Source organism: Phenylobacterium sp. LjRoot225 (assembly GCF_964252855.1).
Lineage (GTDB): Bacteria > Pseudomonadota > Alphaproteobacteria > Caulobacterales > Caulobacteraceae > Phenylobacterium.
In genome coordinates this window covers 477138-502623 of the sequence record NZ_CAXUPL020000004.1, presented here as the reverse complement: position 1 = coordinate 502623, position 25486 = coordinate 477138, and the positions used below count along the sequence as shown (strand labels likewise).

The window sequence follows — 25486 nt, the reverse complement described above, 5'->3', positions numbered from 1 at the left end:
CGATGACCAGCGCCACCTCGCCGATCAGCACCACCACGGCGACCACGACCGCCGCCACGACCGACACCACCTCGGCCGGACGCACGCGCCTCGCCGACAACATGAACATGTTCCTCACCCTGCTGACGACGCAGATGAAGAACCAGGATCCGACCTCGCCGATGGATTCCAACCAGTTCATGTCGCAGCTGGTCCAGATGACCGGCGTGGAGCAGCAGCTGGCGGGCAACGACCTCTTGAAGCAGCTGGTCGCCAACACCGGAACCAGCCTCTCCAGCGCCGTGGGCCTGATCGGCAAGGAAGTCCGCGCCAGCACCAGCGACGCGGCCCTGTCGAACGGCCAGGCGAAGTGGGGCTACAGCCTCCCCGCCAACGCCGCCGACGTGAAGATCGAGGTGCTCGACGCCAACGGCGTGCCGGTCCGCACCGCCTCGGGCGGGACGGACGACATGAAGGCCGGGGAGCATAGCTTCACCTGGGACGGCAAGGACAACTCGGGCGCTGCGCAGCCCGACGGCGTCTACACCCTGCGGGTCACCGCGACGGACGCCGGCGCCAAGAGCGTCGCCAGCACGATCTACGTGCAGGGGCTGGTGACGGCGATCCAGCAGGAGGACGGCGCGGCCGTCATCACCGTCAACGGCGGCAAGGTGCCGATCAGCCTGGTGACCTCCGTCACCCAGCCGGCCACCGAGACAGCCACCACCACCGACACCACGAACACGGCCGACCAAACGTCGGCCTGAACGCCCTGAAATCGGACCCAGGCGCGAGAGCAGGACGCCGCGCGCCGCGGTCACCGAACGGAAAGTGAAGCAATGAGCATCAATTCAGCCATGTTGGCCGGCGTTTCGGGGTTGGTCGCCAACGCCTCGGCGCTCGCCTCCATCTCCGACAACATCGCCAACGTGAACACGGTCGCCTACAAGCGCAACCAGACCAACTTCTCCAGCGTGGTGACCGCCCAGGCCGTCCCCGGGCACTACTCCGCCGGCGGCACCCAGGCGATCACCCGCCAACTGGTCAGCACACAGGGCCTGATCCAGACGGCGAACTCGGCGACCGACATCGCCATCAACGGCGACGGCTTCTTCGTCGTGACCAACAAGGGTCTGGGTCTCGCCGACTCCGACCAGCGCCTGTTCACCCGCTCCGGCTCCTTCAGTGTGGACGCCAACGGCTACCTGGTGAACGACGCCAAGCTCTACCTGCAAGGCTGGCCGGTGGAGGACGGCGTGGCGACGCCCGACCCCTCCGACCTCACCTCGATGCAGCCGATCAACGTCAAGTCGCTGGGCACCGCCGTGGCGCCGACCAGCCTGGTGCAGCTCACCGCCTCGCTCTTCAAGAACCAGACGGTGTCCGCCGGTGAGGCCGCCTACGACCCGACGGTCACGCCGACGACCTCGATGGCGCAATATGCCGACGACATCGCAAACAACGCGGTGGTGACCGGCACCAAGCCTGACTTCACCATGGAGATGAGCATCACGGACTCGTCCGGCGGCACCCACAAGGTCGCCCTGGCGGTCCTGAAAGGCGCCACCCCGAACGAGTGGCACGCCGAAGTCTACGCCGTCCCCGCGACGGACGTGACGGGCGGCGCGTCCCCGGGGTTGATCGGCGAAGGCAAGATCATGTTCACGTCGAACGGCGACTTCGATCCAGTCAACAGCGGGGGCTTCTTTGCGAACTTGTCCGGTTCCATGACGCCGAGCTTCTCGCTCGGCAACTCCGCGACGGGGGCCGCGCCGAAGTGGGCGACCAGCCTCGGCCTCAGCGACCAGACGATCACCCTCGACCTCAGCAAGCTTTCGCAGGTGGTCGAGGCCAGCCAGCTGAAGTCGGTGAACTCCGACGGCGCGGGCGTCGGCAATGTGATCGCCGTCCAGGTCGACGACCAGGGCTTCGTCTCGGCCATCTTTGACAACAAGCAGGTCCGCAAGATCGCCCAGATCGGCCTGGCGACCTTCCCCAACCCCGACGGCCTGAAGCCTTCCAGCGGCAACACCTACTCCTCCGCCATCCCGGCCGGCGTGATGGTGGCCAAGGCGCCCGGCACCGCCGGTGCTGGCGTCATCTCGCCCTCCAGCCTGGAAGCCTCGACGGTCGACCTGTCGCAGGAATTCACCGGCCTGATCACCACCCAGAAGGCCTATTCGGCCTCCTCGAAGATCATCACCACCGCAGACCAGATGTTGGACGAACTGATCCAGATGAAGAGATAACTTCGTTCAACATTAATATCGGTTACTTCGCCACTTAGAGTATGTGCCATTTTAGTACGCGGGGGAGGAAATGATTATGGGTTTATTTACTTTCACGATTCAGCGGCCGTTAGTGGCTGCTGTGTATGGTTCCTACCAATAACGATGGTGGGAAAGACGTAGAGCCATGTTGCAACAACAGCAGACGCGCACGAATAACCGTGGCGAGGCCTATGTGATCGGCCCGACCGGTGCGCCGCTCACGCTGAAGGACCTGCCGCCGCCGAACACCGGGCGCTGGGTCATCCGCCGCAAGGCGGAAGTCGTCGCGGCCGTGCGAGGCGGACTGATCTCGCTCGACGACGCGCTCGCGCGCTACTCGCTGACGGCGGAAGAATTCACCGCCTGGCAGCGTTCGATCGATCGTCACGGTCTGGCGGGTCTGCGGACGACCCGGCTGCAGCAGTATCGCTGAGCCATCCCCTCCCCCGGAGGGCTCAGGAACATCGGCCGCGTCCCTCCGGGGGCGCGGCCATTTTCTTTTTTGGGGCAGCGAAAGCGGCGCTCTACCGGTGAATAGGCGACAGCTCGCCGATCTTGCGGACGCAGACGGTGATCCGCTCACGTTCCCCCGCCGCGCGCTCGACCAGCAGGCGGGCGACCTGGGCGTCGTCGTGGAAGACATAGCCCTTGATGGCGTCGAGGATGGCCTTGGCCAGGTTGTCGAGGTCGATCCAGGGCGGGTCGCCGACATATTCCATGCGGATCTCGACGGCGAACTCCCCCCAGGCGGGCCGGGCGCCGCGCCATTCCTTGCGGAAGAACTCGTAGATCAGCGGCTTGTAGTATTTCGCCTGGGTGGTCAGGCCGTCGACGACCACCTCGATCGCGCCGCCAGCCTCGCGTGCGCGGACCTTGCCGCTGTGGATCCAGCCGTCATCCATCCGGACCTACAGGCGCTCCGCCTTGACCGCCGTGCCGTAGGCCAGCACCTCGGTGATCCCGTCCATGATCTCGTTGGCGTCGTAGCGCATGGCCACCACCGCATCGGCCCCCATCTCGCGGGCGTGCGCCACCATGAGGTCATAGGCCTCCTGCCGGGCGGTCTCGGCGAGCTTGGTGTAGATCGACAGGCTGCCGCCGAAGATCGACTGGATGGCGCCGCCGATGTTGCCGACGACGCTGCGCGAGCGGACGGTGACGCCGCGGACCATGCCCACATGGGCGGTGATGCGGTAGCCCGGAAGATCGTTCGTGGTGGCGACCAGCATGCCTAGTGTCCCGATTCCGAAGTTCGCTTGCGCCCGTGGCGAGTTCCGACGAACTTCGGAATCGATAAGGACACTAGCAAGTGTACGTTTCCAGTGTGCTTTTTGGATCTGAAGTTCGCTCCGGCGCATGACCCGTGTGCTGGCGAACTTCAGATCCAGCATACTGGCTCCGGGTCAGCGGGGCCCTACCCTATAAACTGGCGGCGCTTTGACCGCCACGGCCGTTGCGGCCGGCGCGCGCGCCGGTTAGACCCCGCCCGACGCAGATGGAGGCCCTGATGACCGCGACCCGCACTGAGACCGACACCTTCGGACCCATCGAGGTCGCCGCCGACCGCTATTGGGGCGCGCAGACCCAACGTTCGATCCAGAACTTCAAGATCGGCTGGGAGAAGCAGCCCGAGCCGATCATCCGCGCCCTGGGCATCGTCAAGCGCGCCGCGGCCGAAGCCAACATGGAGCTCGGCAAGCTCGACCAGGACATCGCCCTGCCGATCATCATGGCCGCCCAGGAAGTGATCGACGGCAAGCTCAACGACCACTTCCCGCTGGTGGTCTGGCAGACCGGCTCCGGCACCCAGTCGAATATGAACGCCAACGAGGTGATCTCGAACCGGGCGATCCAGGTGCTGAAGGGCGAGATGGGCTCCAAGAAGCCGATCCACCCGAACGACCACGTCAACATGAGCCAGTCGTCGAACGACACCTATCCGACGGCCATGCACATCGCCTGCGCCGAACAGGTCGCCCACCACGTCATGCCGGCGCTGGAGCACCTGCACGCGGCGCTGAAGAAGAAGTCGGCCGAGTTCGCCCACATCATCAAGATCGGCCGCACCCACACCCAGGACGCCACCCCGCTGACGCTGGGCCAGGAATTCGGCGGCTATTCGCACCAGGTCGCCATGGCGGTCCGCCGCATCAAGGAGACCCTCTACGGCCTCTATGAGCTGGCCCAGGGCGGCACCGCCGTCGGCACCGGCCTGAACGCCCCGATCGGCTTCGACAAGAAGGTGGCCGAGAAGATCGCCGCCATCACCCACCTGCCGTTCGTCACCGCGCCGAACAAGTTCGAAGCCCTGGCGGCGCACGACGCCATGGTGTTCAGCCACGGGGCGCTGAATTCCGCGGCCGCGGCCCTCTTCAAGATCGCCAACGACCTGCGCTTCCTGGGCTCCGGCCCGCGCGCGGGCCTGGGCGAACTGGCCCTGCCGGAGAACGAGCCGGGCTCCTCGATCATGCCGGGCAAGGTCAACCCGACCCAGGCCGAGGCCCTGACCATGGTCTGCGCCCACATCATGGGCAACCAGACGGCGATGACGGTCGCCGGTTCGCAAGGCCACTTCGAGCTCAACGTCTTCAACCCGGTGATGGCCTACAACTTCCTGCAGTCGGCCCAGCTGCTGGGCGACGCGGCCATCTCCTTCGCCGACAACATGGTCGCCGGCATCGAGGCCCGCGAGGACAACATCAAGGCCAACCTCGAGCGCTCGCTGATGCTGGTGACGGCTCTGGCGCCGACGATCGGCTACGACAACGCCGCCAAGATCGCCAAGACCGCGCACAAGAACGGCACGACGCTGCGCGAAGAAGCTGTCGGCGGCGGCTACGTCACCAACGAGCAGTTCGACGCCGTCGTCCGCCCGGAAAACATGATCAAGCCGGGCTGACCACGCTCCTCCCCTGCGAAGCGGGGGAGGGGGACCGCCCGGGGAACACCGGGTGGTGGAGGGGGCGAGCCGCAAGCGCGGCGCGCGCCGTTCTTTTGTCGCTACGGCATTGAGGTGGCGAGATCGTGCGCACGGCCCGCCCCCTCCACCACACGCTCTCCGCTTCGCTCGGCGTGTGGTTCCCCTCCCCCGCTTTCGCTGGGGAGGAAAACCTCGGCTTCTACGCCCGGCGGCCGACCGCGAAGTCGGCGAGGGCTTCGAGCGCCGGGCGCCAGCTGTTCGCCGGGAAGTCCGCCAGGGCGGCCTTGGCGGAGTCGGCGTAGCTGCGCGCCAGGTCCAGGGTCGAGGCCAGCGCGCCGGTCTGGCGCATCAGCTCGCAGGCGCGCTGGAAGTCGGCGTCGGTCTGTTCGCGGCGATCGACGGTGCGCACCCAGAATTCGCGCTCGGCCGGGCCCGTGCGGGCCATGGTCAGCAGCAGCGGCAGGGTCGCCTTGCCTTCGCGGAAGTCGTCGCCCGGGTTCTTGCCCAGGGTGGCGCTGTCGCTGGAATAGTCCAGGGCGTCGTCGACCAGCTGGAAGGCCAGGCCCAGATCCATGCCAAACTTGCGCAAGGACCGGCAACGCTCGGGCGGGGCGCCGGCCGAGACCGCGCCGCACTCGGCGGCGGCGGCGAACAGCTCGGCGGTCTTGGCCTGGATGATCTCCAGATAGAGGTCCTGGCCGAGGTCCAGGTCGTGGGCCCGGGTGAGCTGCAGCACCTCGCCCTCGGCGATGACCCGCGAGGCCCGCGCCAGGATCTCCAGGGCCGACATCGAGCCGGCGCCGACCATCAGCTCGAAGGACCGGGCGAACAGGAAGTCGCCGACCAGCACCGAGGACGGCGCGCCCCAGATCAGGTGCGCGGCCACGCGCCCGCGGCGCAGTTCGGAGGAATCCACCACGTCGTCGTGCAGCAGGGTGGCGGTGTGGATGAACTCCACCGCGGCGGCGAGCTTCAGGCAGGCGTCGTCGCGGGCGCCGGCCATCCGGGCCGCAGCGACGGTCAGCAGGGGACGCAACCGCTTGCCGGAGCCGGCGATCAGATGGTCGGCCAGGGCCGGGATCACCGGCACCGGGCTGTCCATGTGCCGACGGATCAACGCATCGACGGCCGCCATGTCGGGCGCGGCGAGCGCGATCAGCCCATCCAGCGACGGCGGGGGCGTCTCGGCGACAGCGGCGGTGCTGGCTTCCACGCGGCTAAGGTCTCCAGGCGTCCGATAGCGCGTTTTGCAGCCCGGACAATTGCGGCGGACAATGGTGACGCGCTAGGGCACGGTCAAGCGGCCCGAGCGCGCAGGCCTTCAAGCATATACTGGGCCCTACGGGAATGGATGGGATCACGGAAAACACGGTGCTGGACGGCCGGGTGCGGCTGCTGCAGCCGGAACGCGGTTACCGCGCCGGGCTGGACGCGGCCCTGCTGGCGGCTGCCTGCGACGCCGCCGACGGCGCGCGCGTGATCGAGGCCGGCTGCGGCGGCGGGGCCGCGCTGCTGGCGGCGGCGATGCGCCGGCCCCAGACAGGTTTCACCGGCGTCGAACGCGACCCGGCCGCGGCCGCCCTCGCCCGCCGCAGCATCGCGCTGAACGACCTCTCCGGGCGCGTCGAGGTGCTGGAGGGCGACGTGGCGACGCGGTTCCAGGCCCTGGGCCGCGCGCCCTTCGACGCGGCCCTGGCCAATCCGCCCTTCTTCGACGATCCCCAGGCGCTGCGCGCGCCGGCGGCCGAGCGGCGCGGCGCCTGGATGGCCGACGACGGCCTGGGCGCCTGGATCGGCTTCCTCATCAAGGCGGTGCGCGAGGGTGGGACCGTGACGGTGATCCACCGGGCCGATCGGCTGGCCGATATCCTGGCCCTGCTGGCGCCCAAGGCGGGATCCGTCCAGGTGCGCCCCGTCCATCCCTTCATCGACACGCCAGCGAAACGGGTGCTGGTGCGGGCGGTCAAGACCGGCAAGGCGCCGCTGCAGCTGCTCCCGCCGCTGGTCCTGCACGCCCGCGACGGCGGCCAGCATACCGCCGAGACCGAGGAAATCCTGCGCGGCCGCGCGGCGCTGGCGTGGCTTTGAGTTAGCGCTCGATCCCCAGCCGCTCGCGATAGCCGGCCTGTACCAGGTCGTGCCATTCGGGGTGTTTGGTGATGTAGCCGGCGATGAAGCTGCAGGTGGGGACGACCTCGAGGCCCTGCTCGCGGGCGTAGCTCAGGACCGCCTTGGCCAGCAGGCCGCCAACGCCCTTTCCCGCAAAGGCCTCCGGCGCCACGGTGTGCGGCAGGATCATCGTCCCGTCCCGCAGCCGGTATTCGGTGAACGCCACCTCGTCGCCGATCCAGGCCTCGAAGCGGCGGGCGGCCTCGTTGTTCACCACGGCGATCGTTTCGGACATCAGCGCCTCCTCCTCGGTCAGCTTGACGTCGCCGCGCCGGGACGCCAAGCTCTCATAACGGTCACGCAAACGAGAGGAGCCGTGAATGCAAACGCCCATTGCCGCAGCCCTTTGCGTCGCCGTGCACGCCGCCTGACCACAGGCGGCCGAAGCTCCTGACCTGAAGGATCCGGGACTTTCCACGGTCGACGCCGCTCGGCTCATCGACTGAATTCAAGGAAACCCTGACATTGCTCAAACTCTATGGCTGGAGCCGTGGGCTCCAGAGCGACTTCGCGCCCTTCGAAGCGCGCGGCTTCGCACCCGGCCGCGTGCTCGTGCAGCATCGCGGCCACTATCGGCTCGCCCTGGACAGCGGCGAGGCGGACGCCAAGCTTGCCGGACGCTTCCGTCACGAGGCAGAGGATGGCCTGCAGCCCGTCGTCGGCGACTGGGTCGCCGTCCAGGCGGACCCGGCCGACGCCTTCGGCCAGATCCACGCCGTCCTGCCGCGCCGCTCGGCCTTCACCCGCAGGCAGGCGGGCGGCCACGGCCTCCAGGTGGTGGCCGCCAACGTCGACGTCGCCCTGCTGACGCTCTCGCTGAACGGCGACCTCAACCTGCGCCGGCTCGAGCGTTACCTCGCCGCGGCTCATGACAGCGGCGCCCAGCCGGTCGTCGTCCTGACCAAGGCCGACCAGGCCGCGGACCTCGCCCAGGCCGTGGCCGAGGTGACGGCGATCGCCGGCGGCGTTCCGGTGATCGCGGTCTCGGCCCTCACCGGCGAGGGAATGAAGGCGCTCGCCGACCAGCTGGAGCCGGGGCGCACGGCCGTGCTCCTCGGGTCGTCCGGCGACGGCAAGTCCACCCTGGTCAACACCCTGGCCGGCGAGGCGCTGATGGCGACCGGCAAGATCCGGGAAAACGATGGGCGGGGTCGTCACACCACCGTCCGGCGGGAGCTCCTGCGCCTGCCCTCCGGCGCACTCATCCTGGACACGCCGGGCATGCGCGAGCTGGGGCTGATGGACGCCGACGAAGGCGTCGCCGCCGCCTTCGCGGGGCTGGAGGCCGACGTCGAGACGCTGACGCAGGCCTGCCGCTTTAAGGACTGCAGCCACGAGCGGGAGCCCGGCTGCGCCGTCCGCGAGGCCCTCTCGGACGGACGGCTGGACCCCGGCCACTTCGAGAGCTGGCGCAAGCTGCAGCGCGAGCTGGAGCATGAGCGGCTCAAGGGCGACGCGCTGGCCCGCGACGCGAAGAAGCGGGAGTGGATCTCGCTGATGAAGGCGGGGCGCGCGCACATGCGCGCCAAGCGCAAGGGGCCGCAGTAGCGCGCAGCCTGAACCGAAAAGCGTCCATCTCCGACGCATTTTGACCGCTGCTCGGGCGAAATGCAGGTTTGGTTTGCCCAGAGTCATCAGGCCCATGCTCGCTGTGCCCGACCTTGAGGGGGGCATGGCATGGCGACGCAGTCCGACGAGACGCTCTGGAACCCGGACCTGGCGCCGACCAGCGCGGCGCAGCGCAACTGGGCCTGGTATCATTTCACCGCGCTCTGGATCGGCATGATCGTCGCGGTCCCGACCTGGATGCTGGCCGCCGGCCTGATCGAGCAGGGCATGTCGGCGGCGCAGGCGACGGTGACGGTGCTGCTCGGCAACATCGTCATCCTCATTCCCATGTTGCTGATCGCCCACCCCGGCGCGCGCTACGGCGTTCCCTTCGCCGTGCTGATCCGCTCGTCCTTCGGCGTCCAGGGGGCCCGGCTGCCGGCGCTGGCGCGCGCGCTCGTCGCCTGCGGCTGGTACGGCATCCAGACCTGGATCGGCGGCGAGGCGTTGCTCACCCTGCTCGGCATCTCCATCCATGCCGACCTTCGCGGACCGATGCTGCCGGCCCTCGGCATCGGCGCCGGCCAGCTGGCCGCCTTCCTGGTCTTCTGGGGCGCGCAGCTCTTCTTCGTGCGCAAGGGGCTGACGACGATCCGGCGGCTGGAGACCTGGACCGCGCCGCTGAAGATCCTCGCCTGTTGCGCCCTGCTGTGGTGGGCGGTGAGCCGGGCGGGCGGCGTCGGCCCGATCCTCAGCGCGCCCTCGGCCTTCGTCCCGGGCGGTCCGAAGGCCGGACAGTTCTGGGCGGTCTTCCTGCCCGCCTTCACCGCCATGGTGGGCTTCTGGGGAACCCTGGCGCTCAACATCCCCGACTTCACGCGCTTCGCCCGCCGCCAGCGCGACCAGATCATCGGCCAGACCCTGGGCCTGCCGCCGACCATGGGACTGATCACCCTCATCAGCGTGATGACCACCTCGGCCACGGTGGTGATCTACGGCAAGGCGATCTGGGACCCGGTGCAGCTGGCCGGCTCGATGGCCGGGCCCTTCGTCCTGCTCGGCCTGGTGGTGATCGCCGTCGACACGGTGTCGTGCAACATCGCCGCCAACCTGGTCTGCTCGGCCTATGACTTCGCCTCGCTGTCGCCGGCGCGGATCTCCTATCGCACCGGCGCCCTGGCGACCGCCGCGATCGGCCTGGTGATCATGCCGTGGAAGCTGATGGCCACCACCGACGGCTACATCTTCACCTGGCTGACCGGCTACGGCGCCCTGCTGGGCCCCATCGCCGGCATTCTGATCGCCGACTACTGGCTCGTCCGGCGCGGCCGGCTCGATGTCGAAGCCCTCTATCGCGAGGCCGGCGTCTACGCCTATCGGCGCGGCTGGAACCCGGCGGCCCTGATCGCCTTCGCCCTGGGCGTGGCGCCCAATGTTCCCGGCTTCCTCAAGGCCGCTGCCCCGGCAAGCTTCGCCGGCGTCGCCCCCTTCTGGTCGGGGGTCTACACCTACGCCTGGTTCGTGGGCGTCCTGCTCGCGCTCGGCGCCTACACCCTGCTCATGCGGCGCGCGCCGAGCCGTGCGACGGCGATAGCGGCGGCGGAGTAGCGGCCGCCAACGAAAAAGGCCCGGGGTCTCCCCCGGGCCTTTCCATAAGTCCGATGTGGCTGACGCCTAGTTGCGCGCGGTGTCCACCAGCTTGTTCTTGGTGATCCAGGGCATCATGGCGCGCAGGCGCTGGCCGACATCCTCGATCTGGTGCTCGGAGCCGCGGCGACGGATCGCCTTGAACGACGCCTGGCCGGACTGCATCTCGACCATGAAGTCGCGCACGAAGCGGCCGGACTGGATATCGTCCAGCACGCGCTTCATCTCGGCCTTGGTCTCGGCGGTGACGATCCGCGGACCGGTCACGTACTCGCCGTACTCGGCGGTGTTGGAGATCGAGTAGTTCATGTTGGCGATGCCGCCCTCGTAGATGAGGTCGACGATCAGCTTCACTTCGTGCAGGCACTCGAAATAGGCCATTTCAGGCGCGTAGCCCGCCTCGACCAGGGTTTCGAAGCCGGCGCGGATCAGCTCCACCAGGCCGCCGCAGAGCACCGCTTGCTCTCCGAAGAGATCCGTCTCGCATTCCTCGCGGAAGTTGGTCTCGATGACGCCCGAGCGGCCGCCGCCGATCGCCGAGGCGTAGGCGAGGCCCAGGTCCATGGCGCCGCCGGTGCTGTCCTGATGGATGGCGATCAGGCAGGGCACGCCGCCGCCCTTCTGGTATTCGCCGCGCACCGTGTGGCCCGGGCCCTTCGGCGCGACCATCAGCACGTCGACGCTCGCCTTCGGCTCGATCAGGCCGAAATGAACGTTGAGGCCGTGGGCGAACAGCAGGGCTGCGCCGTCGCGGATATTGTCCTGGATCTCGGTCTTGTAGATCTGCGCCTGATGTTCGTCGGGCGCGAGGATCATCAGCACGTCGGCCCAGGCCGCGGCGGCGGCGACCGTCATCACCTTCAGGCCGTCGGCTTCCACCTTCTTGGCGGTGGCGGAGCCGGCCTTCAGGGCGACCGCGACGTTCTTGGCGCCGGAGTCGACCAGGTTCAGCGCGTGCGCGCGGCCCTGGGAGCCGTAGCCTACGATGGCGATCTTCTTGTCCAGGATGCGGGAAATGTCGGCGTCGCGGTCGTAGTAGACGCGCATGATTGTTCTCCTGAACCGAAAGAAGGCCGCACGGCGACGTTGGCGCGCGCGCGGCAAAGCGCGGGCTCTCAAGCGTTTTTTTGCCCCGAGGTCAAGGGTTCGCCGCCGACGAGATCGCCGCGAGACGTCGCATCCAAGCGCGAAGCATGGCAGTTGATCGGCGATGATCGACGTCACGCCCGCCATCGCGCTCTCCGAAAGCGAGCTCGTCTGGAAGGCCATTCGCGCCTCCGGACCCGGAGGGCAACACGTCAACAAGACCTCCAACGCCGTGGAGCTGCGTTTCGACGTGCGCCTCTCGCCGGCCCTGCCGGAGCCGGTGCGCGCCCGGCTCTACGATCTCGCCGGCTCGCGTCTGACCCAGGAGGGCGTGCTGGTGATCACGGCCCAGAGCCACCGGTCCCAGGAGATGAACCGAGCCGACGCCCAGGACCGGCTGTTCGCCCTGATCCGCAAGGCGGCCGAGCCGCCGCCCCCGAAGCGCAAGAAGACCCGGCCGACGCTAGCGTCGAAGAAACGGCGGGTGGAAGGCAAGGTCCGCCGGGGCGGCGTCAAGGCGATGCGCGGCAAGCCGGGGATGGATTAGCCCGTGCTCGGACGACTTCGCCATCCCTTCGCCATCTCTCCGCCGCAAATGGCGGTTTTTCGAGAGCCCAAGAAGCTCCTATGGTGAGGCACATGTCGCGCGCCCCGATGTTTTCCGTCCTCGCCGCAGCCGCCGTCCTGGCCGGCTGCACCCCCACGCTCGGTCCGCCGCCGCCCGGCGGTCCGCGCCCACCGGCGTCTTCGAGCTTCAGCGCCGCGGACTTCGCCTGGTCGACCGAGGCCGGCCGCGGCGGGATCGCCGGGCGCGTGACCTACCGGCAGGGCAAGGCCCGCTTCAACTGCGCCCACGCCACGGTGATCCTGACGCCGGAGACGGCCTGGACGCGACGGCGGATGCAGGTGCTCTATCGTTCGAGCGAGGCCGCCGCGGAGCCGGCCGAAGCGGTTCGCGCGCGGACGCCCTCCGCCCCCGCCGGCGACTATTCCGCCTTCGTGCGGCGCACCACCTGCGACGCCGACAACCGCTTCAGCTTCTCCGGCCTGCCGGACGGCGCCTGGTACGCCATCACCATCGCCAAGCCCCCCTCGGGCGAAGGCGGCGGGATCGCGCTGATGAAACGGGTGGTGACCCAGGGCGGCAAGGTAAGCCCGCTGGCGCTGTAGGGGCGGCCGAACGCCCCCTCAGTCAGCTTCGCTGACAGCTCCCCCGCAAGCGGTGGAGGTGGCTCGCGTAGCGAGACGGAGGGGGCGTTCGGCGCCGGCCTCAGTGCACCTTGGCGCGGTCGATCGCCAGGCCGTCGCCGGACGAGCCGACCTCGATCACCTGGCCGTCTTCCAGGTCGCCGGCGAGCAGCTTGCGGGCGACCTGGTCGACCAGCTCCTTCTGGATCACCCGCTTCAGCGGCCGCGCGCCATAGACCGGGTCGTAGCCGCGCTCGGCCAGCCAGTGCAGGGCCGCATCGTCGAGCGACAGCGTCATCCGCCGGTCGGCCAGCAGCTTCTCGAACCGCTTCAGCTGGATGCGGACGATATTGTCCATCTCCGCCCGGCCGAGCCGCTTGAAGAGGATGATCTCGTCGATCCGGTTGAGGAACTCGGGCCGGAAATGGTGGCGGACCACCTCCATGACCGCGGGCCTCGCCGTCTCCACGTCGTCGCCGTCCGCCAGGCTCGCCAGATATTCCGACCCCATGTTGGAGGTCATGATGATCAGGGTGTTGCGGAAGTCGACCGTCCGGCCCTGGCCGTCGGTCAGCCTGCCGTCATCCAGGACCTGAAGGAGGATGTTGAAGACGTCCGGGTGGGCCTTCTCGATCTCGTCGAACAGCACGACCTGGTAGGGCCTGCGCCGCACCGCCTCGGTCAGCGCCCCGCCTTCGTCATAGCCGACGTAGCCGGGCGGCGCGCCGATCATCCGGCTGACCGAGTGCTTCTCCATGTACTCGCTCATGTCGAGGCGGGTGATGGCGTGCTCGTCGTCGAACATGAACTCCGCCAGCGCCTTGGTGAGCTCGGTCTTGCCGACGCCCGTCGGCCCCAGGAACAGGAAGGAGCCGATCGGCCGGTTCGGGTCCTGCAGTCCGGCGCGCGCACGCCGTACCGCGTCCGACACGGCCAAGAGCGCTTCTTCCTGGCCGACCACCCGCTCCCGCAGATTGTTCTCCATGGAGAGCAGCTTCTCGCGCTCGCCTTCCAGCATCTTCTCGACCGGCACCCCGGTCCAGCGAGAGACCACGGCGGCGACCTGTTCGGCGTCGACCACTTCCGGCGAGACGGCGTCCTTCTCGGCCTTGGCCTCTTCCTCGGCCAGGCGGCGCTCCAGCTGCGGGATCTCGCCATAAGCGATCTCCGAGGCGCGCTGCAGGTCGCCCCGGCGCTGGGCGGTGACCAGCTCGGCGCGCAGCCGGTCCAGGGCCTCGCGGGCCTGGGCGGCCTGGCCGACCTTGTCCTTCTCGGCCCGCCAGCGCCCGGTCATCTCCTCGGAGTCGGCCTCGAGCCCCTCCAGCTCCTCCTCGAGCTTTTCGAGGCGGGCCTTGGAGGCGGAGTCGTGCTCCTTCGACAGCGCTTCGCGTTCGATCTTCAGCTGCACGATGCGCCGGTCGATCTCGTCCAGCTCCTCGGGCTTTGAGTCGACCGCCATGCGCACGCGGCTGCCGGCCTCGTCGATGAGGTCGATCGCCTTGTCCGGCAGGAAGCGGTCGGCGATGTAGCGGTTCGAGAGGGTCGCGGCCGCCACGATGGCGCTGTCGGAGATGCGCACCCCATGGTGCACCTCGTACTTCTCCTTCAGGCCGCGCAGGATGGAGATGGTGTCCTCCACCGTCGGCTCCTGGACGAAGACCGGCTGGAAGCGCCGCGCCAGGGCGGCGTCCTTCTCCACGTGCTTGCGGTACTCGTCGAGCGTGGTGGCGCCGACGCAGTGCAGCTCGCCTCGGGCGAGGGCGGGTTTCAAGAGGTTGGAGGCGTCCATCGCGCCTTCGCTCTTCCCGGCGCCGACCAGGGTGTGCATCTCGTCGATGAACAGGATGATCGAGCCCTCGGCGGCGATCACCTCGTTCAGCACCGCCTTCAGCCGTTCCTCGAACTCGCCGCGGTATTTGGCGCCGGCGATCAGCGAGCCCATGTCGAGCGACAGGAGCTTCTTGTCCTTCAGGCTCTCCGGCACGTCGCCGTTGATGATGCGCAGCGCCAGGCCTTCGACGATGGCAGTCTTGCCGACGCCGGGCTCGCCGATCAGCACCGGGTTGTTCTTGCTGCGGCGGGAGAGGACCTGGATGGTCCGGCGGATCTCCTCGTCGCGGCCGATCACCGGGTCGAGCTTGCCGTCGCGGGCGGCCTGGGTGAGGTCGCGGGCATAGCGTTTCAGGGCGTCATAGCCTTCCTCGGCCGAGGCTGAATCGGCCGTGCGGCCCTTGCGGACGGCCGTGGCCGCTTCTTCCAGACCCTTGGCGGTGACGCCGGCGGCCTTCAGGGCGGCCGCCGCCTCGCCGCCTTCCTTGGCGACGGCGATCAGCAGCCGCTCGGTGGTGACGAAGGAATCGCCCGCCGCCTTCGCGCCCTCCTCGGCGTCGGCGAAGACGCGAGCGGTCTCGGGCTTCATGTAGAGCTGGCCGGAGCCGCCCTCGACCTTCGGCAGCTTGCCCAGCGCTGCGTCGGCGGCGCGGTCGGCTTCGTCGGGCCGGCCGCCGGCGCTTTGGATCAGCGCGCGGGTCAGGCCGTCCTTTTCTTCCAGCAGCACCTTCAAAAGGTGCTCCGGGGCGAGTTGTTGGTGACGCCTGGCCAGCGCCAGGCTCTGGGCCGACTGGACCGCCTGCTTGGCGCGGTCTGAATAGAGATCGATGTTCATGGGTCCCCTCTTGAGGCGGAACGTCCCCGGCCGCCTTGAATAAGCGCAACCGGGCTTGAGCTCATTTAGTGTGGCAGATCGGCCACACAAGCCCCATCCACCGGCGTAACGACCATCGGCGACTGTCGGAGCCACCGCTTCGATCGCCGCCGCGCAACCACCGGTCGCGGAGGCAGTTCTCTTCCCAAAAGACAGTTCGTCCTGGGAGGACCCATGCGCAAGACACGATTATTCGCGTCGGCGGCCGTCACGGCCGCAGCGCTCGCCGCCGAGGCCCAGGCCGGCGGCTTCTATCTGCAGGAACAATCGGTCCGCGGCGCGGGCCGGGCCTATTCCGGCGAGGTCGCCGACACCGGCGTCGCCTCGCTGTGGTGGAACCCCGCCGCCATCGCCCGCTCCGGCCGGGAGGCCTATTTCGGCGCCCACGGCCTCATCGTCGACGGCAGCGTCGGCAACACCGGCTCGACCCTCACCTATCCTGGCGGCGTCACCCTGCCGATCCGGGGCCAGCCGCGCGCCTTCAAGCCCATCGAGCCGGGCCTCCTGCCCAACGCCGCCATCGCCAGCCCGGTCGGCGACCGCCTCGCCGTCGGCCTCTCGGTCTCGGCCCCCTACAACTTCACGACCAAGTACGAGCCGACGGCCTGGACGCGCTACGACGCCCTGACCTCGGACCTGCGCACCGTCGACATTCAGCTCACGGCCGCCGTGCGGGTGACCGACTGGCTGGACCTCGGCGCCTCGGCCAACGCCGAGCGCTCGGATGCGCGGCTGTCCAGCGCCAATCCGAACCTCTCGCCCCTGTTGCCGGACGGCGCCACCCAGCTGGCCGGAGAGGGCTGGGACTGGGGTTGGGCGGTGGGCGGCCAGGCGCATCTCGGTCGGCTCACCCTGGGCGCCAGCTACAAGTCCAAGATCGAGCACAGGCTGAAGGGCAGCGTCGCGGTGAGCGGCCTGCTGCCGCCGCTGCCGGCGGCCGCCAACCAAACCGTCGACGCCTCGGCGACCTTCACCACGCCATGGATCGCCACCCTCGGCGCCCGCTACGCCCTGACCGACCAGCTCACCCTGAACGGCCAGGTGCAGCGCATCGGCTGGGGCGAGTTCGACGCCATCCAAGTGCGGACCGCGACCGGGCTGCAGACCATCGCGCAGGACTACAAGGACGTCACCACCGGCGGCGTCGGCGTCGACTATGCGGCGAACCCGGCGCTGACGCTCCGCGCCGGGGTGCAGTACGACCCGACGCCGACCCCGAACGTCGGCCGCACGGCCCGCGTGCCCGATGGCGATCGCTGGCTCTATGCCGTCGGCGCCACCGCCAACGTGACCAAGCGTATGAAGCTCGACGCGGGCCTGGCTTACATCAGCTTCAAGAAGAGCCGGATCGACCGCAGCGACGCCTTCTACGCCGGCACGGCCGCGGAAATCCGGACCAACCTGGCCGGTACGGTGAAGGGAGCCGGCTACCTTCTCTCGGTGGGACTGCGGACGGCGTTCTAAAGTCGGCGCCGAACGCCCCCTCAGTCAGCTTCGCTGACAGCTCCCCCGCTTCGCGGTGGAGCGACCCAGATCCTCCACCGCGGAGCGGGGGAGGTGGCTCGCGCAGCAAGACGGAGGGGGCGTTGCGGCCTCTCCGCCACCCCTGCTCCTCAGTTCAGCTCGGTCTTCTTCGGCGGCTCGGGCGGCAGGGGGGCGACGGGCACGCCGTCCTCGACCAGGTCGCGCACCTCCGTGGGCGTCGCCTGGCCGTAGATGCCGCGCACCTCGGACTTGCCCTCGTGGATGGCGCGGGCCTCCTTGGCGAAGGTGTCGCCGACGTCGTCGAAGTTCTCTTCCACGTGCCGCCGCAGCCGGCCCATGGCCTCCAGCATCATCGCCTGGGAGGAGCCGCCCTCGTCCTGGACCGTGCGTCGGGTGCCGGCCACGGCCGGGGCCATGATCTGCTTGCGCACGTCCTTGGTGGCGCACATGGGGCATTCGATCAGGCCGCGGGCCTGCTGGTCGTCGAAGTCGCCGGACGAGCCGAACCAACCTTCGAACTCGTGCGCGTGGTCGCAGATGAGGGCGTAGCGGATCATGGTCCTTCGAACTGTCGCGCATTGAGGAGCGCAGGTATCGCCCGGCGGGCCTTGGCGACCGCCGCCAGATCGAGGTCGGCGAGAAGCACGCCCGGCGCGTCATGGTCAAGATGCGCCAGCACCTCGCCCCAGGGGCCGATCACCATGGAATGGCCGTAGGTGCCACGCCTGTCCTCGTGGAGTCCGCCCTGGGCCGGGGCCAGCACGAAGCTGCCGGTCTCGATGGCCCGGGCGCGCAACAGCACCTCCCAGTGCGCCTGGCCGGTCGGGCGGGTGAAGGCGGCCGGGACCGTCAGCACCTCCGCGCCGGCCAGCGCCAGCGCCCGGTGCAGGGCGGGAAAGCGGATGTCGTAGCAGATGGTCAGGCCGAGCTTCGTGCCGCAGGCCTCGACGACAACGGCCCGGTCGCCCGGTTCGTAGGTCGCCGATTCCCGCGCCGTCTCGCCGTTCGGCAGCTGGACGTCGAACATGTGCAGCTTGTCGTAGGTGGCGGCGATCTCGCCCTCGGCGGTGACCAGCACCTGGCGGTTGGCGAACCTGCCGTCCTCGCGCCGCACCAGGGCCGAGCCGATCAGGATGGCGACGCCCAGGTCGCGGGCCTCCTGGCGCAGGGCCTGGACGACGAGGTCGGCTTCCAACGACCGCAGCAGCGGCGCGAGCGTGTCGCGGTCCTTCTGCAGGACATTGGTCCCCTCGGGCGTGGCGATCAGCTGGGCGCCCGCGGCCGCGGCCTCGCGCACCAGCGGCAGCACGTGGTCGCGCGCCGCCTCGGGCGTCGCAGGGGTGCGGGTCTGGACGAGTGCGACCTTCATCTTGAGCTACAATATAGGGATTGGCTTTTCAGGGGGTTATTTTCGAGCTGTCCCACTGATCCCCCTCCCCCTCACCTGTCATCCCGGTTTTCGCGCAGCGAAAGACCGGGACCCATGAACACGGCGCGTTGGGGTGAACTGCAGCAGCGCCGCCTTCTTATCGAGCCGCGCCGTGTTCATGGGTCCCGGACAAGCGCTGCGCTTTCCAGGATGTCACGTGAGGGGAAACGTTCCGCGGAAAATTGCGCAATCCGCGACTCGCCATGCCTCGAAAGCAGGCATAGGCTTTCATCCATGGGCGGCCGCGCCCTCGTCACTATCGGTCCGCGACCGTCCGTCATCGCGCCTTCGACGCGTTCGAAACCCCGGCTCGGGGGCGTCCAGGCGCCCGAACTGATGGGAGGACGAACATGCCGATCCAGTCAGCGGGGTCCGTACGAGCGCTTGCGCTCGTGGGCCCCACGAACTCCGGCAAGACCACGCTCATGGAAGCCCTGCTGCTGGCCACCGGCGCGGTGGAGCGACGCCCTGACGGAGCCGCCGCCGAAAAGATCGGCGACGCCAGCCCCGAGGCCCGCGCCCACGGCCATTCGGTGGAGCTGAACCTCGCCGACTTCGAGTTCATGGGCGACCGCTATGCGGTGATCGACTGCCCCGGATCGCTGGAGTTCTGCGCCGACCTGGACGCCGCCCTCCCGGCCGTGGACCTCGCGGTGGTGGTGGCCGAGCCCGACCCCGCCAAGGCCGCGCTCCTGCAGCCGACGCTGCGCGACCTCGAGCGGCTGGGCGTGCCCCACGCCCTCTTCGTCAACAAGATGGACCAGGCGCGCGGCTCCCTGCAGGAGCTGCTGGACGCCTTGGCGCCCGTCAGCAACGCCCCGCTGGTCGCCCGCCAGATCCCGATCCTCGAAGGCGAGCGCGTCTCCGGCTACATCGACCTCGCCCTCGAACGGGCCTTCGTCTACCGGCCGGGCGAGCCGGCGGTGGAGATCCCGCCGGAGTTGCGCGAGACGGAGACCAACGCGCGCTTCCACATGCTGGAGCAGATCGCCGACTTCGACGACGAGTTGCTGGAACAGCTGCTGTCCGACATGACGCCCAGCCGCGACGCCGTCTTCACCGACCTGGTGCGCGAGATGAACCAGGGCCAGATCGTGCCGGTCTTCTTCGGCTCGGCCCACAACGGCTTCGGCGTCCGGCGACTGCTCAAGGCGCTGCGCCACGAAGCCCCCCTGCCGGAGCGCGCCGCGGCCCGTCTCGGGGTCGAAGGCGCCGGGGCCTATGTGCTGAAGGCGGCCTACGCCGGCCAGTCCGGCAAGATGGCCTACGCCCGGGTCTTCGGCCGCAAGCTGGAGGACGGGGCGGAGCTCGTCCTGCCGACGGGCGATCGCTGCCGCGCCGGCGGCCTGTCCGCCGTCCAGGGTCCCTCGCTGAAGAAGATCGCCGCGGCCGCGCCGGGCGACATCTGCGCCATCGGCAAGGTGGAGCAGGCCCAGGCCGGCCAGATCCTGTCGCTCACCGGCCAGCCGCAAGCCGGCGCCGCCGCCCATCCCGTCCGCCGGCCGCTGTTCGCCGTGGCGCTCGCCGCCAAGGCCCGCAAGGACGACGTCCGGCTCTCCGGCGCCCTGGGCAAGCTGATCGAGGAGGACACTGGCCTGTCGCTGACCCACGACGCGGAATCCCGCCAGGTGCTGCTGGCCGGCCAGGGCGAGGGCCATCTGCGGCTCGCCCTCGAGCGGCTGAAGCGACGCTTCGGGGTGGAGATCGACACCGAACAGCCCAAGACCGCCTATCGCGAGACCCTCCAGCGCGCCCTCACCCAGCGGGCGCGGCACAAGAAGCAGTCCGGCGGCCACGGCCAGTTCGCCGACGTGACCATCGAGGTGAAGCCCCTGCCCCGCGGCTCCGGCTTCGTCTTCCAGCAGAAGGTGGTCGGCGGCGCCGTGCCCAAGCACTGGATCCCGGCGGTGGAGGCCGGCGTCCGCGACGGCCTGGCCAAGGGACCGCTGGGCTATCCGGTCACTGACCTCGAAGTCACCCTGGTCGACGGCCAGACCCACAGCGTCGACTCCTCGGAAATGGCCTTCCGCACGGTGGGCCGTCTCGCCATCGAGGACGCGCTGAAGGCGTCGGGCACCATCCTGCTGGAGCCGATCGAAAAGCTGGTGGTCTATTCGCCCTCGCCCAGCGCCTCGAACGTCACCTCGGCCCTGACCGCCCGCCGCGGCCAGATCCTGGGCCTCGGCCCGCGCGAGGACTGGCGGGGCTGGGAGCGGATCGAGGCCTATCTGCCGCAGAGCGAGCGCCAGCAGCTGATCGCCGAGCTACGCGGCCTCACCCAGGGCCTGGGCGCCTTCGAAGCCGACTTCGACCACATGGCCGAGCTGACAGGACGACAGGCGGCGCGGGCTTGAGGGGCAGCGGTCGCTCAACCTAAGCCGTCATCCCGGCCGGAGCCCCCGGGTCCGGCTAAAGACCGGCCCGAGGATAAACTACGCGAAGAGCCGGGACCCAGGGGCCGCCGCACTGCAGAACCCCCTGGGTCCCGGCTCGGCCTATCGGCCGTCCGGGATGACGGACGTTTTGAGCGGCGGGCGCTCGGCGCAGCTCAGGTCGCCGACGCCGCCGGGCGCCAGTCGGTGGCGGTGGCGGCGTAGAGCTGCACCAGGTCGAGGAACTGCTGGCCTTGCGCCTGGATCAGGGCGCGGCGGGCGCGGCTGAGCTGGCGCTGGGCGTCGGTGACCTGCAGCAGGGCGCCGCCGCCCAGGCGGTAGGCGGTCTGGGCGTTGCGGGCGTTGGCCTCCGAGGCGGTGACCGAGCGGTTGAGCGCGGCGATCGACTGCTGGTCGGCGCCCAGCGCGGCCAGGACGTCGGCGACCTGGGTGAAGGCGCGCAGCACCGTCTGCTGGTAGCGGGCGAGCGCGGCGCGGGCGTCGGCCTCCGCGGCGCGGCGCTCCGCCCGCAAAGCCTTTCCGTTGAAGATCGGGATCTTCACGGCGGGGCCCAGATCCCAGCCGCTGGCGGCATATCTGAACAGGTTCTCCGGCTTGGTCGCGGTCTGGGTCAGGCTGCCCGAGAGGCTGATGTTCGGATAGAGCTCGGCGGTCGCCACGCCCACCGCCGCGGTCGCGGCGTGCAGGTCGGCCTCGGCGGCCAGGATGTCGGGCCGGTTGCGCACGAGCGTCGAGGGCAGGCTGACCGGGACTGACGCCGGCGCGGTCAGGCGCGCGAAGTCGAAGTCGGGCGGCGTCCATTCCGAAGGCGACTTGCCGGCGAGCAGCGCAAGCTGATGGCGCGCGGCGTCGAGGTCGCGCCGGAGCGGCGGCAGGAGCGCCTGGTCCTCGGCGAGCTGGGATTCGCCGCCGACGATCGCCGACGGAGCCTCACCGCCGGCGCGCTCGGCGCGGCGCACCATGTCGATCACCCGCTCGTCGTCGGCGATCACCGCCTCGACCGCGGCGATTTGCGCCCGCAGGCTGGCGATCCGCATCGCCTGGATGGCGACGTTGCCGGACAGGGTCAGATAGGCCGCATCCGCGCGGCGCTGCTCGGCTTCGGCCCGGGCCCGGGCCTCTTCCGTCGCCCGCCGCTTCCCGCCGAACAGGTCGAGGTCGTAGTCGACGGCGCCGCCGATCGAATAGAGCGTCACCGTCGGGTTCGGGAAGCCGCCGAAGCCGAGCGCCTGGATGTTGATCCGCTCGCGATCGACGCCGGCGTTGGCGGTGACCTCAGGCGCCTGCCGCCCGGCGGCGGCCGCCGCCTGGGCGTGGGCGCGGGCGAGCGTCGCATTGGCTTCGGCGAGAGTCGGGCTGTCAGCCAGGGCCTGGCGCACGGTGGCGTTGAGCTCCGGCGAGCCGAAGGCCTCCCACCACGGGCCGGCGCTGCGCGCGTCGGGCGACAAGGTGACGCCGGGCGCGACCGGATCTCCGGCCATGGCGTAACCGGCGCCGGCCGCGCCTTCCGGCGGCGCCGGGCGCTTGAAATCGGGTCCGACGGTGGTGCAGGCCCCAAGCGCCAGCATCGAGACGGCGGCGGCGAGACGGCGAAGTCTATTCGAAGGCGGCATGGACAGGCTTTCCCCGGGCGCCCCGCGGCTCTCGTCGGCGATATTCACAAAGACCCTCTTAGCCGGCGCGGGCGGGCGCGCGCACGTCAACCTTCACGCGAGAGGACAGGCCCGCACGGCCCGCCATCCCGGGCGGCGTCTTGTCGAAGTCGATACGCACCGGCAGACGCTGCACGACCTTGACCCAGTTCCCGGTGGCGTTCTGCGCCGGCAGGGCGGAGAAGGCCGAACCCGTGCCCGGCGAGAAGCTGGCGACATGCCCCTTCAGGTCGGCGTCGGGATAGGCGTCGACCTTGATCGAGACCGGCTGGCCCACCTTCATGTGCGCGAGCTGGTCTTCCTTGAAGTTGGCCTCGACCCACGGAGCCCCCGACAGCAGCCAGAAGGCGGTCTGGGAAGCGTTCAGATAGGTGCCGACCGGCATCTGCTCGACGCGCGTGACGATGCCGTCGGCCGGCGCGGAGACGTCGGCGTAGGAGACGTTCAGCTTGGCCTTGTTCAGCTGGGCCTGGGCCTGCATCACCGAGGGATGGGCGCCGATCGGGCCGTTCGGCGCGCCGCCGAGGTTGGCCAGGGCCTGGGCCGTCTGCTGTTCGGCGGCGGCCAGCTGCTGCCGAGCCTGCTGGGCGGCGTGGACCGCCTGGTCCACCTGCTGCTGCGAGGCCACGCCGGCGGCGGCCAGGCGACGCTGGCGGGTCGCCTCGGTGGTGGCGAACTTGACCGTGTCGCGGGCCATCTGGGCGCTGGCGAGCGCCTCCTGATAGGCGGCGCGCTGGGCCTGGACCGCTTGCTCGGCCGAGGCCAGCTGCGCCTGGGCGGCGGCGGCGTTGGCCTGGTAGTCGCGCGCGTCGATGCGGAACAGCAGCTGCCCGCGGCGGACGTACTGGTTCTCCTTGACGTAGATGTCGGTGACCCGGCCCGGGATCGACGGCGCGACCGGCGCCTTGGCGATCTGCACATAGGCATTGTCGGTCGATTCAAATCGGCCACCCGTCAGCACGAAGTAGCCGACGATCAGAAGGATCAGCAGCGGACCACCGAGAATCAACGGCCAGCGCATCCGGCGCAACAGGCTGTCGCGCTGTCCGAGCGCCTGGGCGTCGTTGCGGTTCTCCGTGAGATCCGTCTGATTCAACTGCGGGACCTTCTACTCGGGATCGCGGAAAAGCGAACACGGACGTCCGCCCGCGAGCGTCGCCGCATCTCCTACCGACTCGGAGATAGAGCTGCCCGGCAGATGATCCAAATGATACCTTGTCACAGGATGAATGAACCTGATGCATCATGCTGGATCTGAATCTGCTGCGCGTCCTCGACGTCATGCTGGAGGAGCGGAATGTGACGCGAGCCGGCGCCCGGCTGGGCCTCACCCAGTCCGCCGTCAGCCACGCGCTCAATCGCTTGCGCTACACGCTGAGCGACGAACTTTTCGTCCGGGGGCCGAGCGGCATGCAGCCGACGGCGCGCGCCATCGAGATGGGACCGCAGGTGCACGCCGCCCTGGTGCAGCTCCAGGCGGCGGTGGCGCCGGCGGACTTCTCGCCGGCGACGAGCGAGCGGCGGTTCGTGCTCGCGGCCGGCACCTTCTCCTGCGCAGTGCTCACGCCGCCGCTGGTGAGCCGCATGGCCGCCGAGGCGCCTTTGGCGGAACTCTCCATCGATCAGTACACCGCCGACGTCTTCGACCGGCTCGACGCCCTAAGGCTTGATTTCACCGTCGGCGGGGTGCTGGCGGCGCCGGCGCGCTTCGCTCACGAGGTGATCATCCGGGAAAGCCTTGCCTGGGTGGTGCGCTCCGAGCATCCGCTCGCCCAGCTGGATCGGGTGGGGCTGGAGGATCTGGTGTCGGTACCACACGTCGTCATCGCCGGGGCGCGCCAAGGGCTGGATGAGGTCTCGGAGCGGCGCGGGTTCGTCACACGGGCGAGCTGGGAAGAAACCGGCGCCTTCGAGGCGGCGCTCGCCACCCAGGGGCTGGCCCGACGCATCGGCGTCAGCGTCCCCGACAGCTATTCGGCCATCGCCGTGGTGTCGCGCAGCGACATGGTCACCCTGATCCCGCGCCGCCTGGCCCTGATGTCGGCGCAGAGCGGCCGGCTCAAGCTGATCGAGCCGCCCTACCTCTCGCCCTCGGTCGACATCAGCCTGATCTACCTGAAAGAGCGACTGGTCGAGCCGGCGATCGCCTGGATGCGCGACCTGATCCGCGGGGTCGCGGCGGGGATCTGAGGCGCCGCCAACGCCCCCTCCGTCGGCTTCGCCGACACCTCCCCCGCTACGCGGTGGAGGATCTGGGCCGTAGATGCTCCACCGCAACGCGGGGGAGCTGTCGCGAAGCGACTGAGGGGGCGTTCGGCGCAAGCGTCTGAACACCAGCGCCTCACGCCGGCTGCGGCTGGACGAGCGCGTCGTCGATCTCGTCGGCCCTGATCGCGGCGGGCCGCAGCTTCATCGGCGCCACATAGGCTTCGAACGCCGGACGCTTCTCGATCGTGCCGAAACCCATTCCCCACATCAGATGCGAGCCGACGTAGAGGTCGGCGGCGCTGAAGCGGTCGCCGGCAAGGTGCTGGCGGCCTTCGACCGCCTTCTCCAGAGTGTTCAGCACGTCCGCGTAGCAGCCGAACCCGACCATCCGCTGCTGCTCTGCCGTTGGCTCCGCTCCAAGCGCCTTGGCGCCGATGGCCGCCTCCAGCGGGCCGGCGGCGAAGAACAGCCAGCGATAATAGGGGCCGCGCGCCCGGTCGCCCGACGCAGGCGCAAGGCTGGCCTGAGGAAAGGCGTCGGCGAGATAGGCGCAGATGGCCGCGCACTCGGTGACCACCGTCTCGCCATGAACCAGGGCCGGCACCTTGCCCATCGGATTTATCGCCAGGTAGGCGGGCGCCTTGATGTCCGCGCCGTAGTCCAGAACGTGGGTCTGGTAGGGTTGCCCCACCTCCTCCAGCATCCAGCGGATGATGCGGCCGCGCGACATCGGGTTGGTGTAGAAAACGAGTTTGTCGGTCATGGCGAACCTCCTGATGGCGGACTACGAGAACGCCTACCCGGACCC

Annotated in this window: 22 protein-coding genes and 1 pseudogene; 12 read left to right on the top strand and 11 right to left on the bottom strand. The window is 69.4% G+C overall.

Features of this window, described 5'->3' with window-relative positions:
• The first annotated feature begins 2 nt into the window (after positions 1-2).
• The 3 genes from ACSQ2B_RS22465 (at position 3) to sciP (ending at position 2682) form a co-directional block, all read left to right on the top strand.
• Positions 3-746: a flagellar hook assembly protein FlgD gene (locus ACSQ2B_RS22465; protein WP_436053434.1), complete on the top strand. Its 744-nt coding sequence runs from the start codon at positions 3-5 to the stop codon at positions 744-746.
• Positions 747-818: 72 nt separating this feature from the next.
• Positions 819-2228: a flagellar hook-basal body complex protein gene (locus tag ACSQ2B_RS22460; protein ID WP_436053433.1), complete on the top strand. Its 1410-nt coding sequence runs from the start codon at positions 819-821 to the stop codon at positions 2226-2228.
• Between the two features lie 166 nt (positions 2229-2394).
• Positions 2395-2682, top strand: coding sequence for a CtrA inhibitor SciP (gene sciP, locus ACSQ2B_RS22455; protein ID WP_436053432.1), 288 nt, complete (start codon positions 2395-2397; stop codon positions 2680-2682).
• 91 nt (positions 2683-2773) lie between these two features.
• Here sciP and ACSQ2B_RS22450 read toward each other — a convergent pair.
• Both ACSQ2B_RS22450 and ACSQ2B_RS22445 read right to left on the bottom strand, forming a co-directional pair.
• Positions 2774-3188: pseudogene (locus tag ACSQ2B_RS22450) on the bottom strand (RusA family crossover junction endodeoxyribonuclease); the annotation flags it as partial.
• Positions 3158-3478: a YbjQ family protein gene (locus ACSQ2B_RS22445; protein ID WP_436053431.1), complete on the bottom strand. Its 321-nt coding sequence runs from the start codon at positions 3476-3478 to the stop codon at positions 3158-3160. The gene ACSQ2B_RS22445 and the pseudogene ACSQ2B_RS22450, both read right to left, overlap by 31 nt.
• Before the next feature lie 278 nt (positions 3479-3756).
• Between ACSQ2B_RS22445 and fumC the strand changes: the two genes are divergently transcribed.
• Positions 3757-5148, top strand: a complete 1392-nt coding sequence (gene fumC / locus ACSQ2B_RS22440) for a class II fumarate hydratase (protein WP_436053429.1) — start codon at positions 3757-3759, stop codon at positions 5146-5148.
• A 220-nt stretch (positions 5149-5368) separates the two neighbouring features.
• Here the strand turns inward: fumC and ACSQ2B_RS22435 are convergent, their stop codons facing one another.
• Positions 5369-6337: a polyprenyl synthetase family protein gene (locus ACSQ2B_RS22435; protein ID WP_436053755.1), complete on the bottom strand. Its 969-nt coding sequence runs from the start codon at positions 6335-6337 to the stop codon at positions 5369-5371.
• Positions 6338-6516: 179 nt separating this feature from the next.
• Here ACSQ2B_RS22435 and ACSQ2B_RS22430 point away from each other — a divergent pair, with 179 nt between their 5' ends.
• Positions 6517-7257 carry a tRNA1(Val) (adenine(37)-N6)-methyltransferase gene (locus ACSQ2B_RS22430; protein WP_436053428.1) on the top strand — a complete coding sequence of 247 codons (741 nt, stop codon included), beginning with the start codon at positions 6517-6519 and terminating at the stop codon, positions 7255-7257.
• 1 nt (position 7258) lies between these two features.
• On the opposite strand, the gene ACSQ2B_RS22425 is transcribed toward ACSQ2B_RS22430, so the two are convergent.
• On the bottom strand, positions 7259-7573 hold the full coding sequence (locus ACSQ2B_RS22425; RefSeq protein WP_436053426.1) for a GNAT family N-acetyltransferase: 315 nt from the start codon (positions 7571-7573) through the stop codon (positions 7259-7261).
• Between the two features lie 230 nt (positions 7574-7803).
• Here ACSQ2B_RS22425 and rsgA point away from each other — a divergent pair, with 230 nt between their 5' ends.
• Positions 7804-8886 (top strand): ribosome small subunit-dependent GTPase A, encoded by a 1083-nt coding sequence (gene rsgA / locus ACSQ2B_RS22420; protein ID WP_436053425.1) that lies wholly within the window; start codon positions 7804-7806, stop codon positions 8884-8886.
• 129 nt (positions 8887-9015) lie between these two features.
• Complete coding sequence (locus ACSQ2B_RS22415) at positions 9016-10494, top strand: NCS1 family nucleobase:cation symporter-1 (protein ID WP_436053423.1); 1479 nt, start codon at positions 9016-9018, stop codon at positions 10492-10494.
• A gap of 66 nt (positions 10495-10560) precedes the next feature.
• Here the strand turns inward: ACSQ2B_RS22415 and ilvC are convergent, their stop codons facing one another.
• Positions 10561-11580: a ketol-acid reductoisomerase gene (ilvC, locus tag ACSQ2B_RS22410; protein ID WP_436053422.1), complete on the bottom strand. Its 1020-nt coding sequence runs from the start codon at positions 11578-11580 to the stop codon at positions 10561-10563.
• 163 nt (positions 11581-11743) lie between these two features.
• Between ilvC and arfB the strand changes: the two genes are divergently transcribed.
• Together arfB and ACSQ2B_RS22400 are read left to right on the top strand one after the other, a co-directional pair.
• Complete coding sequence (gene arfB / locus ACSQ2B_RS22405; RefSeq protein ID WP_436053420.1) at positions 11744-12166, top strand: alternative ribosome rescue aminoacyl-tRNA hydrolase ArfB; 423 nt, start codon at positions 11744-11746, stop codon at positions 12164-12166.
• Positions 12167-12258: 92 nt separating this feature from the next.
• Positions 12259-12789, top strand: a complete 531-nt coding sequence (locus tag ACSQ2B_RS22400; RefSeq protein WP_436053418.1) for a hypothetical protein — start codon at positions 12259-12261, stop codon at positions 12787-12789.
• 100 nt (positions 12790-12889) lie between these two features.
• On the opposite strand, the gene clpB is transcribed toward ACSQ2B_RS22400, so the two are convergent.
• Positions 12890-15472 (bottom strand): ATP-dependent chaperone ClpB, encoded by a 2583-nt coding sequence (clpB, locus tag ACSQ2B_RS22395; protein WP_436053417.1) that lies wholly within the window; start codon positions 15470-15472, stop codon positions 12890-12892.
• Between the two features lie 213 nt (positions 15473-15685).
• Here clpB and ACSQ2B_RS22390 point away from each other — a divergent pair, with 213 nt between their 5' ends.
• Positions 15686-16975, top strand: a complete 1290-nt coding sequence (locus ACSQ2B_RS22390; protein ID WP_436053415.1) for a porin — start codon at positions 15686-15688, stop codon at positions 16973-16975.
• A gap of 149 nt (positions 16976-17124) precedes the next feature.
• On the opposite strand, the gene ACSQ2B_RS22385 is transcribed toward ACSQ2B_RS22390, so the two are convergent.
• Both ACSQ2B_RS22385 and ACSQ2B_RS22380 read right to left on the bottom strand, forming a co-directional pair.
• Positions 17125-17553 (bottom strand): DUF1178 family protein, encoded by a 429-nt coding sequence (locus ACSQ2B_RS22385; protein WP_436053413.1) that lies wholly within the window; start codon positions 17551-17553, stop codon positions 17125-17127.
• Entirely contained in the window at positions 17550-18365 is an 816-nt protein-coding gene (locus ACSQ2B_RS22380; protein WP_436053411.1) for a carbon-nitrogen hydrolase family protein, read from the bottom strand. The genes ACSQ2B_RS22385 and ACSQ2B_RS22380 overlap by 4 nt, the downstream gene beginning before the upstream one ends.
• 410 nt (positions 18366-18775) lie before the next feature.
• Here ACSQ2B_RS22380 and ACSQ2B_RS22375 point away from each other — a divergent pair, with 410 nt between their 5' ends.
• Complete coding sequence (locus ACSQ2B_RS22375; protein ID WP_436053409.1) at positions 18776-20779, top strand: elongation factor G; 2004 nt, start codon at positions 18776-18778, stop codon at positions 20777-20779.
• A gap of 194 nt (positions 20780-20973) precedes the next feature.
• Here ACSQ2B_RS22375 and ACSQ2B_RS22370 read toward each other — a convergent pair whose 3' ends face one another.
• Both ACSQ2B_RS22370 and ACSQ2B_RS22365 read right to left on the bottom strand, forming a co-directional pair.
• Entirely contained in the window at positions 20974-22431 is a 1458-nt protein-coding gene (locus tag ACSQ2B_RS22370; RefSeq protein ID WP_436053408.1) for an efflux transporter outer membrane subunit, read from the bottom strand.
• A 58-nt stretch (positions 22432-22489) separates the two neighbouring features.
• Entirely contained in the window at positions 22490-23566 is a 1077-nt protein-coding gene (locus ACSQ2B_RS22365) for an HlyD family secretion protein (RefSeq protein WP_436053406.1), read from the bottom strand.
• 149 nt (positions 23567-23715) lie between these two features.
• Between ACSQ2B_RS22365 and ACSQ2B_RS22360 the strand changes: the two genes are divergently transcribed.
• Entirely contained in the window at positions 23716-24660 is a 945-nt protein-coding gene (locus ACSQ2B_RS22360; protein WP_436053405.1) for a LysR family transcriptional regulator, read from the top strand.
• A 151-nt stretch (positions 24661-24811) separates the two neighbouring features.
• Here the strand turns inward: ACSQ2B_RS22360 and ACSQ2B_RS22355 are convergent, their stop codons facing one another.
• Complete coding sequence (locus ACSQ2B_RS22355) at positions 24812-25441, bottom strand: glutathione S-transferase family protein (RefSeq protein WP_436053403.1); 630 nt, start codon at positions 25439-25441, stop codon at positions 24812-24814.
• Positions 25442-25486: the final 45 nt, after the last annotated feature.

Excerpts from the sequence above, each read along its gene's own strand:
- ACSQ2B_RS22465 (WP_436053434.1), top strand. The coding sequence starts at position 3 with ATGACCAGCGCCACCTCGCCGATCAGCACCACCACGGCGACCACGACC.
- ACSQ2B_RS22460 (WP_436053433.1), top strand. The coding sequence starts at position 819 with ATGAGCATCAATTCAGCCATGTTGGCCGGCGTTTCGGGGTTGGTCGCC.
- sciP (WP_436053432.1), top strand. The coding sequence starts at position 2,395 with ATGTTGCAACAACAGCAGACGCGCACGAATAACCGTGGCGAGGCCTAT.
- ACSQ2B_RS22445 (WP_436053431.1), bottom strand. The coding sequence starts at position 3,478 with ATGCTGGTCGCCACCACGAACGATCTTCCGGGCTACCGCATCACCGCC.
- fumC (WP_436053429.1), top strand. The coding sequence starts at position 3,757 with ATGACCGCGACCCGCACTGAGACCGACACCTTCGGACCCATCGAGGTC.
- ACSQ2B_RS22430 (WP_436053428.1), top strand. The coding sequence starts at position 6,517 with ATGGATGGGATCACGGAAAACACGGTGCTGGACGGCCGGGTGCGGCTG.
- ACSQ2B_RS22425 (WP_436053426.1), bottom strand. The coding sequence starts at position 7,573 with ATGTCCGAAACGATCGCCGTGGTGAACAACGAGGCCGCCCGCCGCTTC.
- ACSQ2B_RS22415 (WP_436053423.1), top strand. The coding sequence starts at position 9,016 with ATGGCGACGCAGTCCGACGAGACGCTCTGGAACCCGGACCTGGCGCCG.
- ilvC (WP_436053422.1), bottom strand. The coding sequence starts at position 11,580 with ATGCGCGTCTACTACGACCGCGACGCCGACATTTCCCGCATCCTGGAC.
- arfB (WP_436053420.1), top strand. The coding sequence starts at position 11,744 with ATGATCGACGTCACGCCCGCCATCGCGCTCTCCGAAAGCGAGCTCGTC.
- ACSQ2B_RS22400 (WP_436053418.1), top strand. The coding sequence starts at position 12,259 with ATGTCGCGCGCCCCGATGTTTTCCGTCCTCGCCGCAGCCGCCGTCCTG.
- clpB (WP_436053417.1), bottom strand. The coding sequence starts at position 15,472 with ATGAACATCGATCTCTATTCAGACCGCGCCAAGCAGGCGGTCCAGTCG.
- ACSQ2B_RS22390 (WP_436053415.1), top strand. The coding sequence starts at position 15,686 with ATGCGCAAGACACGATTATTCGCGTCGGCGGCCGTCACGGCCGCAGCG.
- ACSQ2B_RS22385 (WP_436053413.1), bottom strand. The coding sequence starts at position 17,553 with ATGATCCGCTACGCCCTCATCTGCGACCACGCGCACGAGTTCGAAGGT.
- ACSQ2B_RS22380 (WP_436053411.1), bottom strand. The coding sequence starts at position 18,365 with ATGAAGGTCGCACTCGTCCAGACCCGCACCCCTGCGACGCCCGAGGCG.
- ACSQ2B_RS22375 (WP_436053409.1), top strand. The coding sequence starts at position 18,776 with ATGCCGATCCAGTCAGCGGGGTCCGTACGAGCGCTTGCGCTCGTGGGC.
- ACSQ2B_RS22370 (WP_436053408.1), bottom strand. The coding sequence starts at position 22,431 with ATGCCGCCTTCGAATAGACTTCGCCGTCTCGCCGCCGCCGTCTCGATG.
- ACSQ2B_RS22360 (WP_436053405.1), top strand. The coding sequence starts at position 23,716 with ATGCTGGATCTGAATCTGCTGCGCGTCCTCGACGTCATGCTGGAGGAG.
- ACSQ2B_RS22355 (WP_436053403.1), bottom strand. The coding sequence starts at position 25,441 with ATGACCGACAAACTCGTTTTCTACACCAACCCGATGTCGCGCGGCCGC.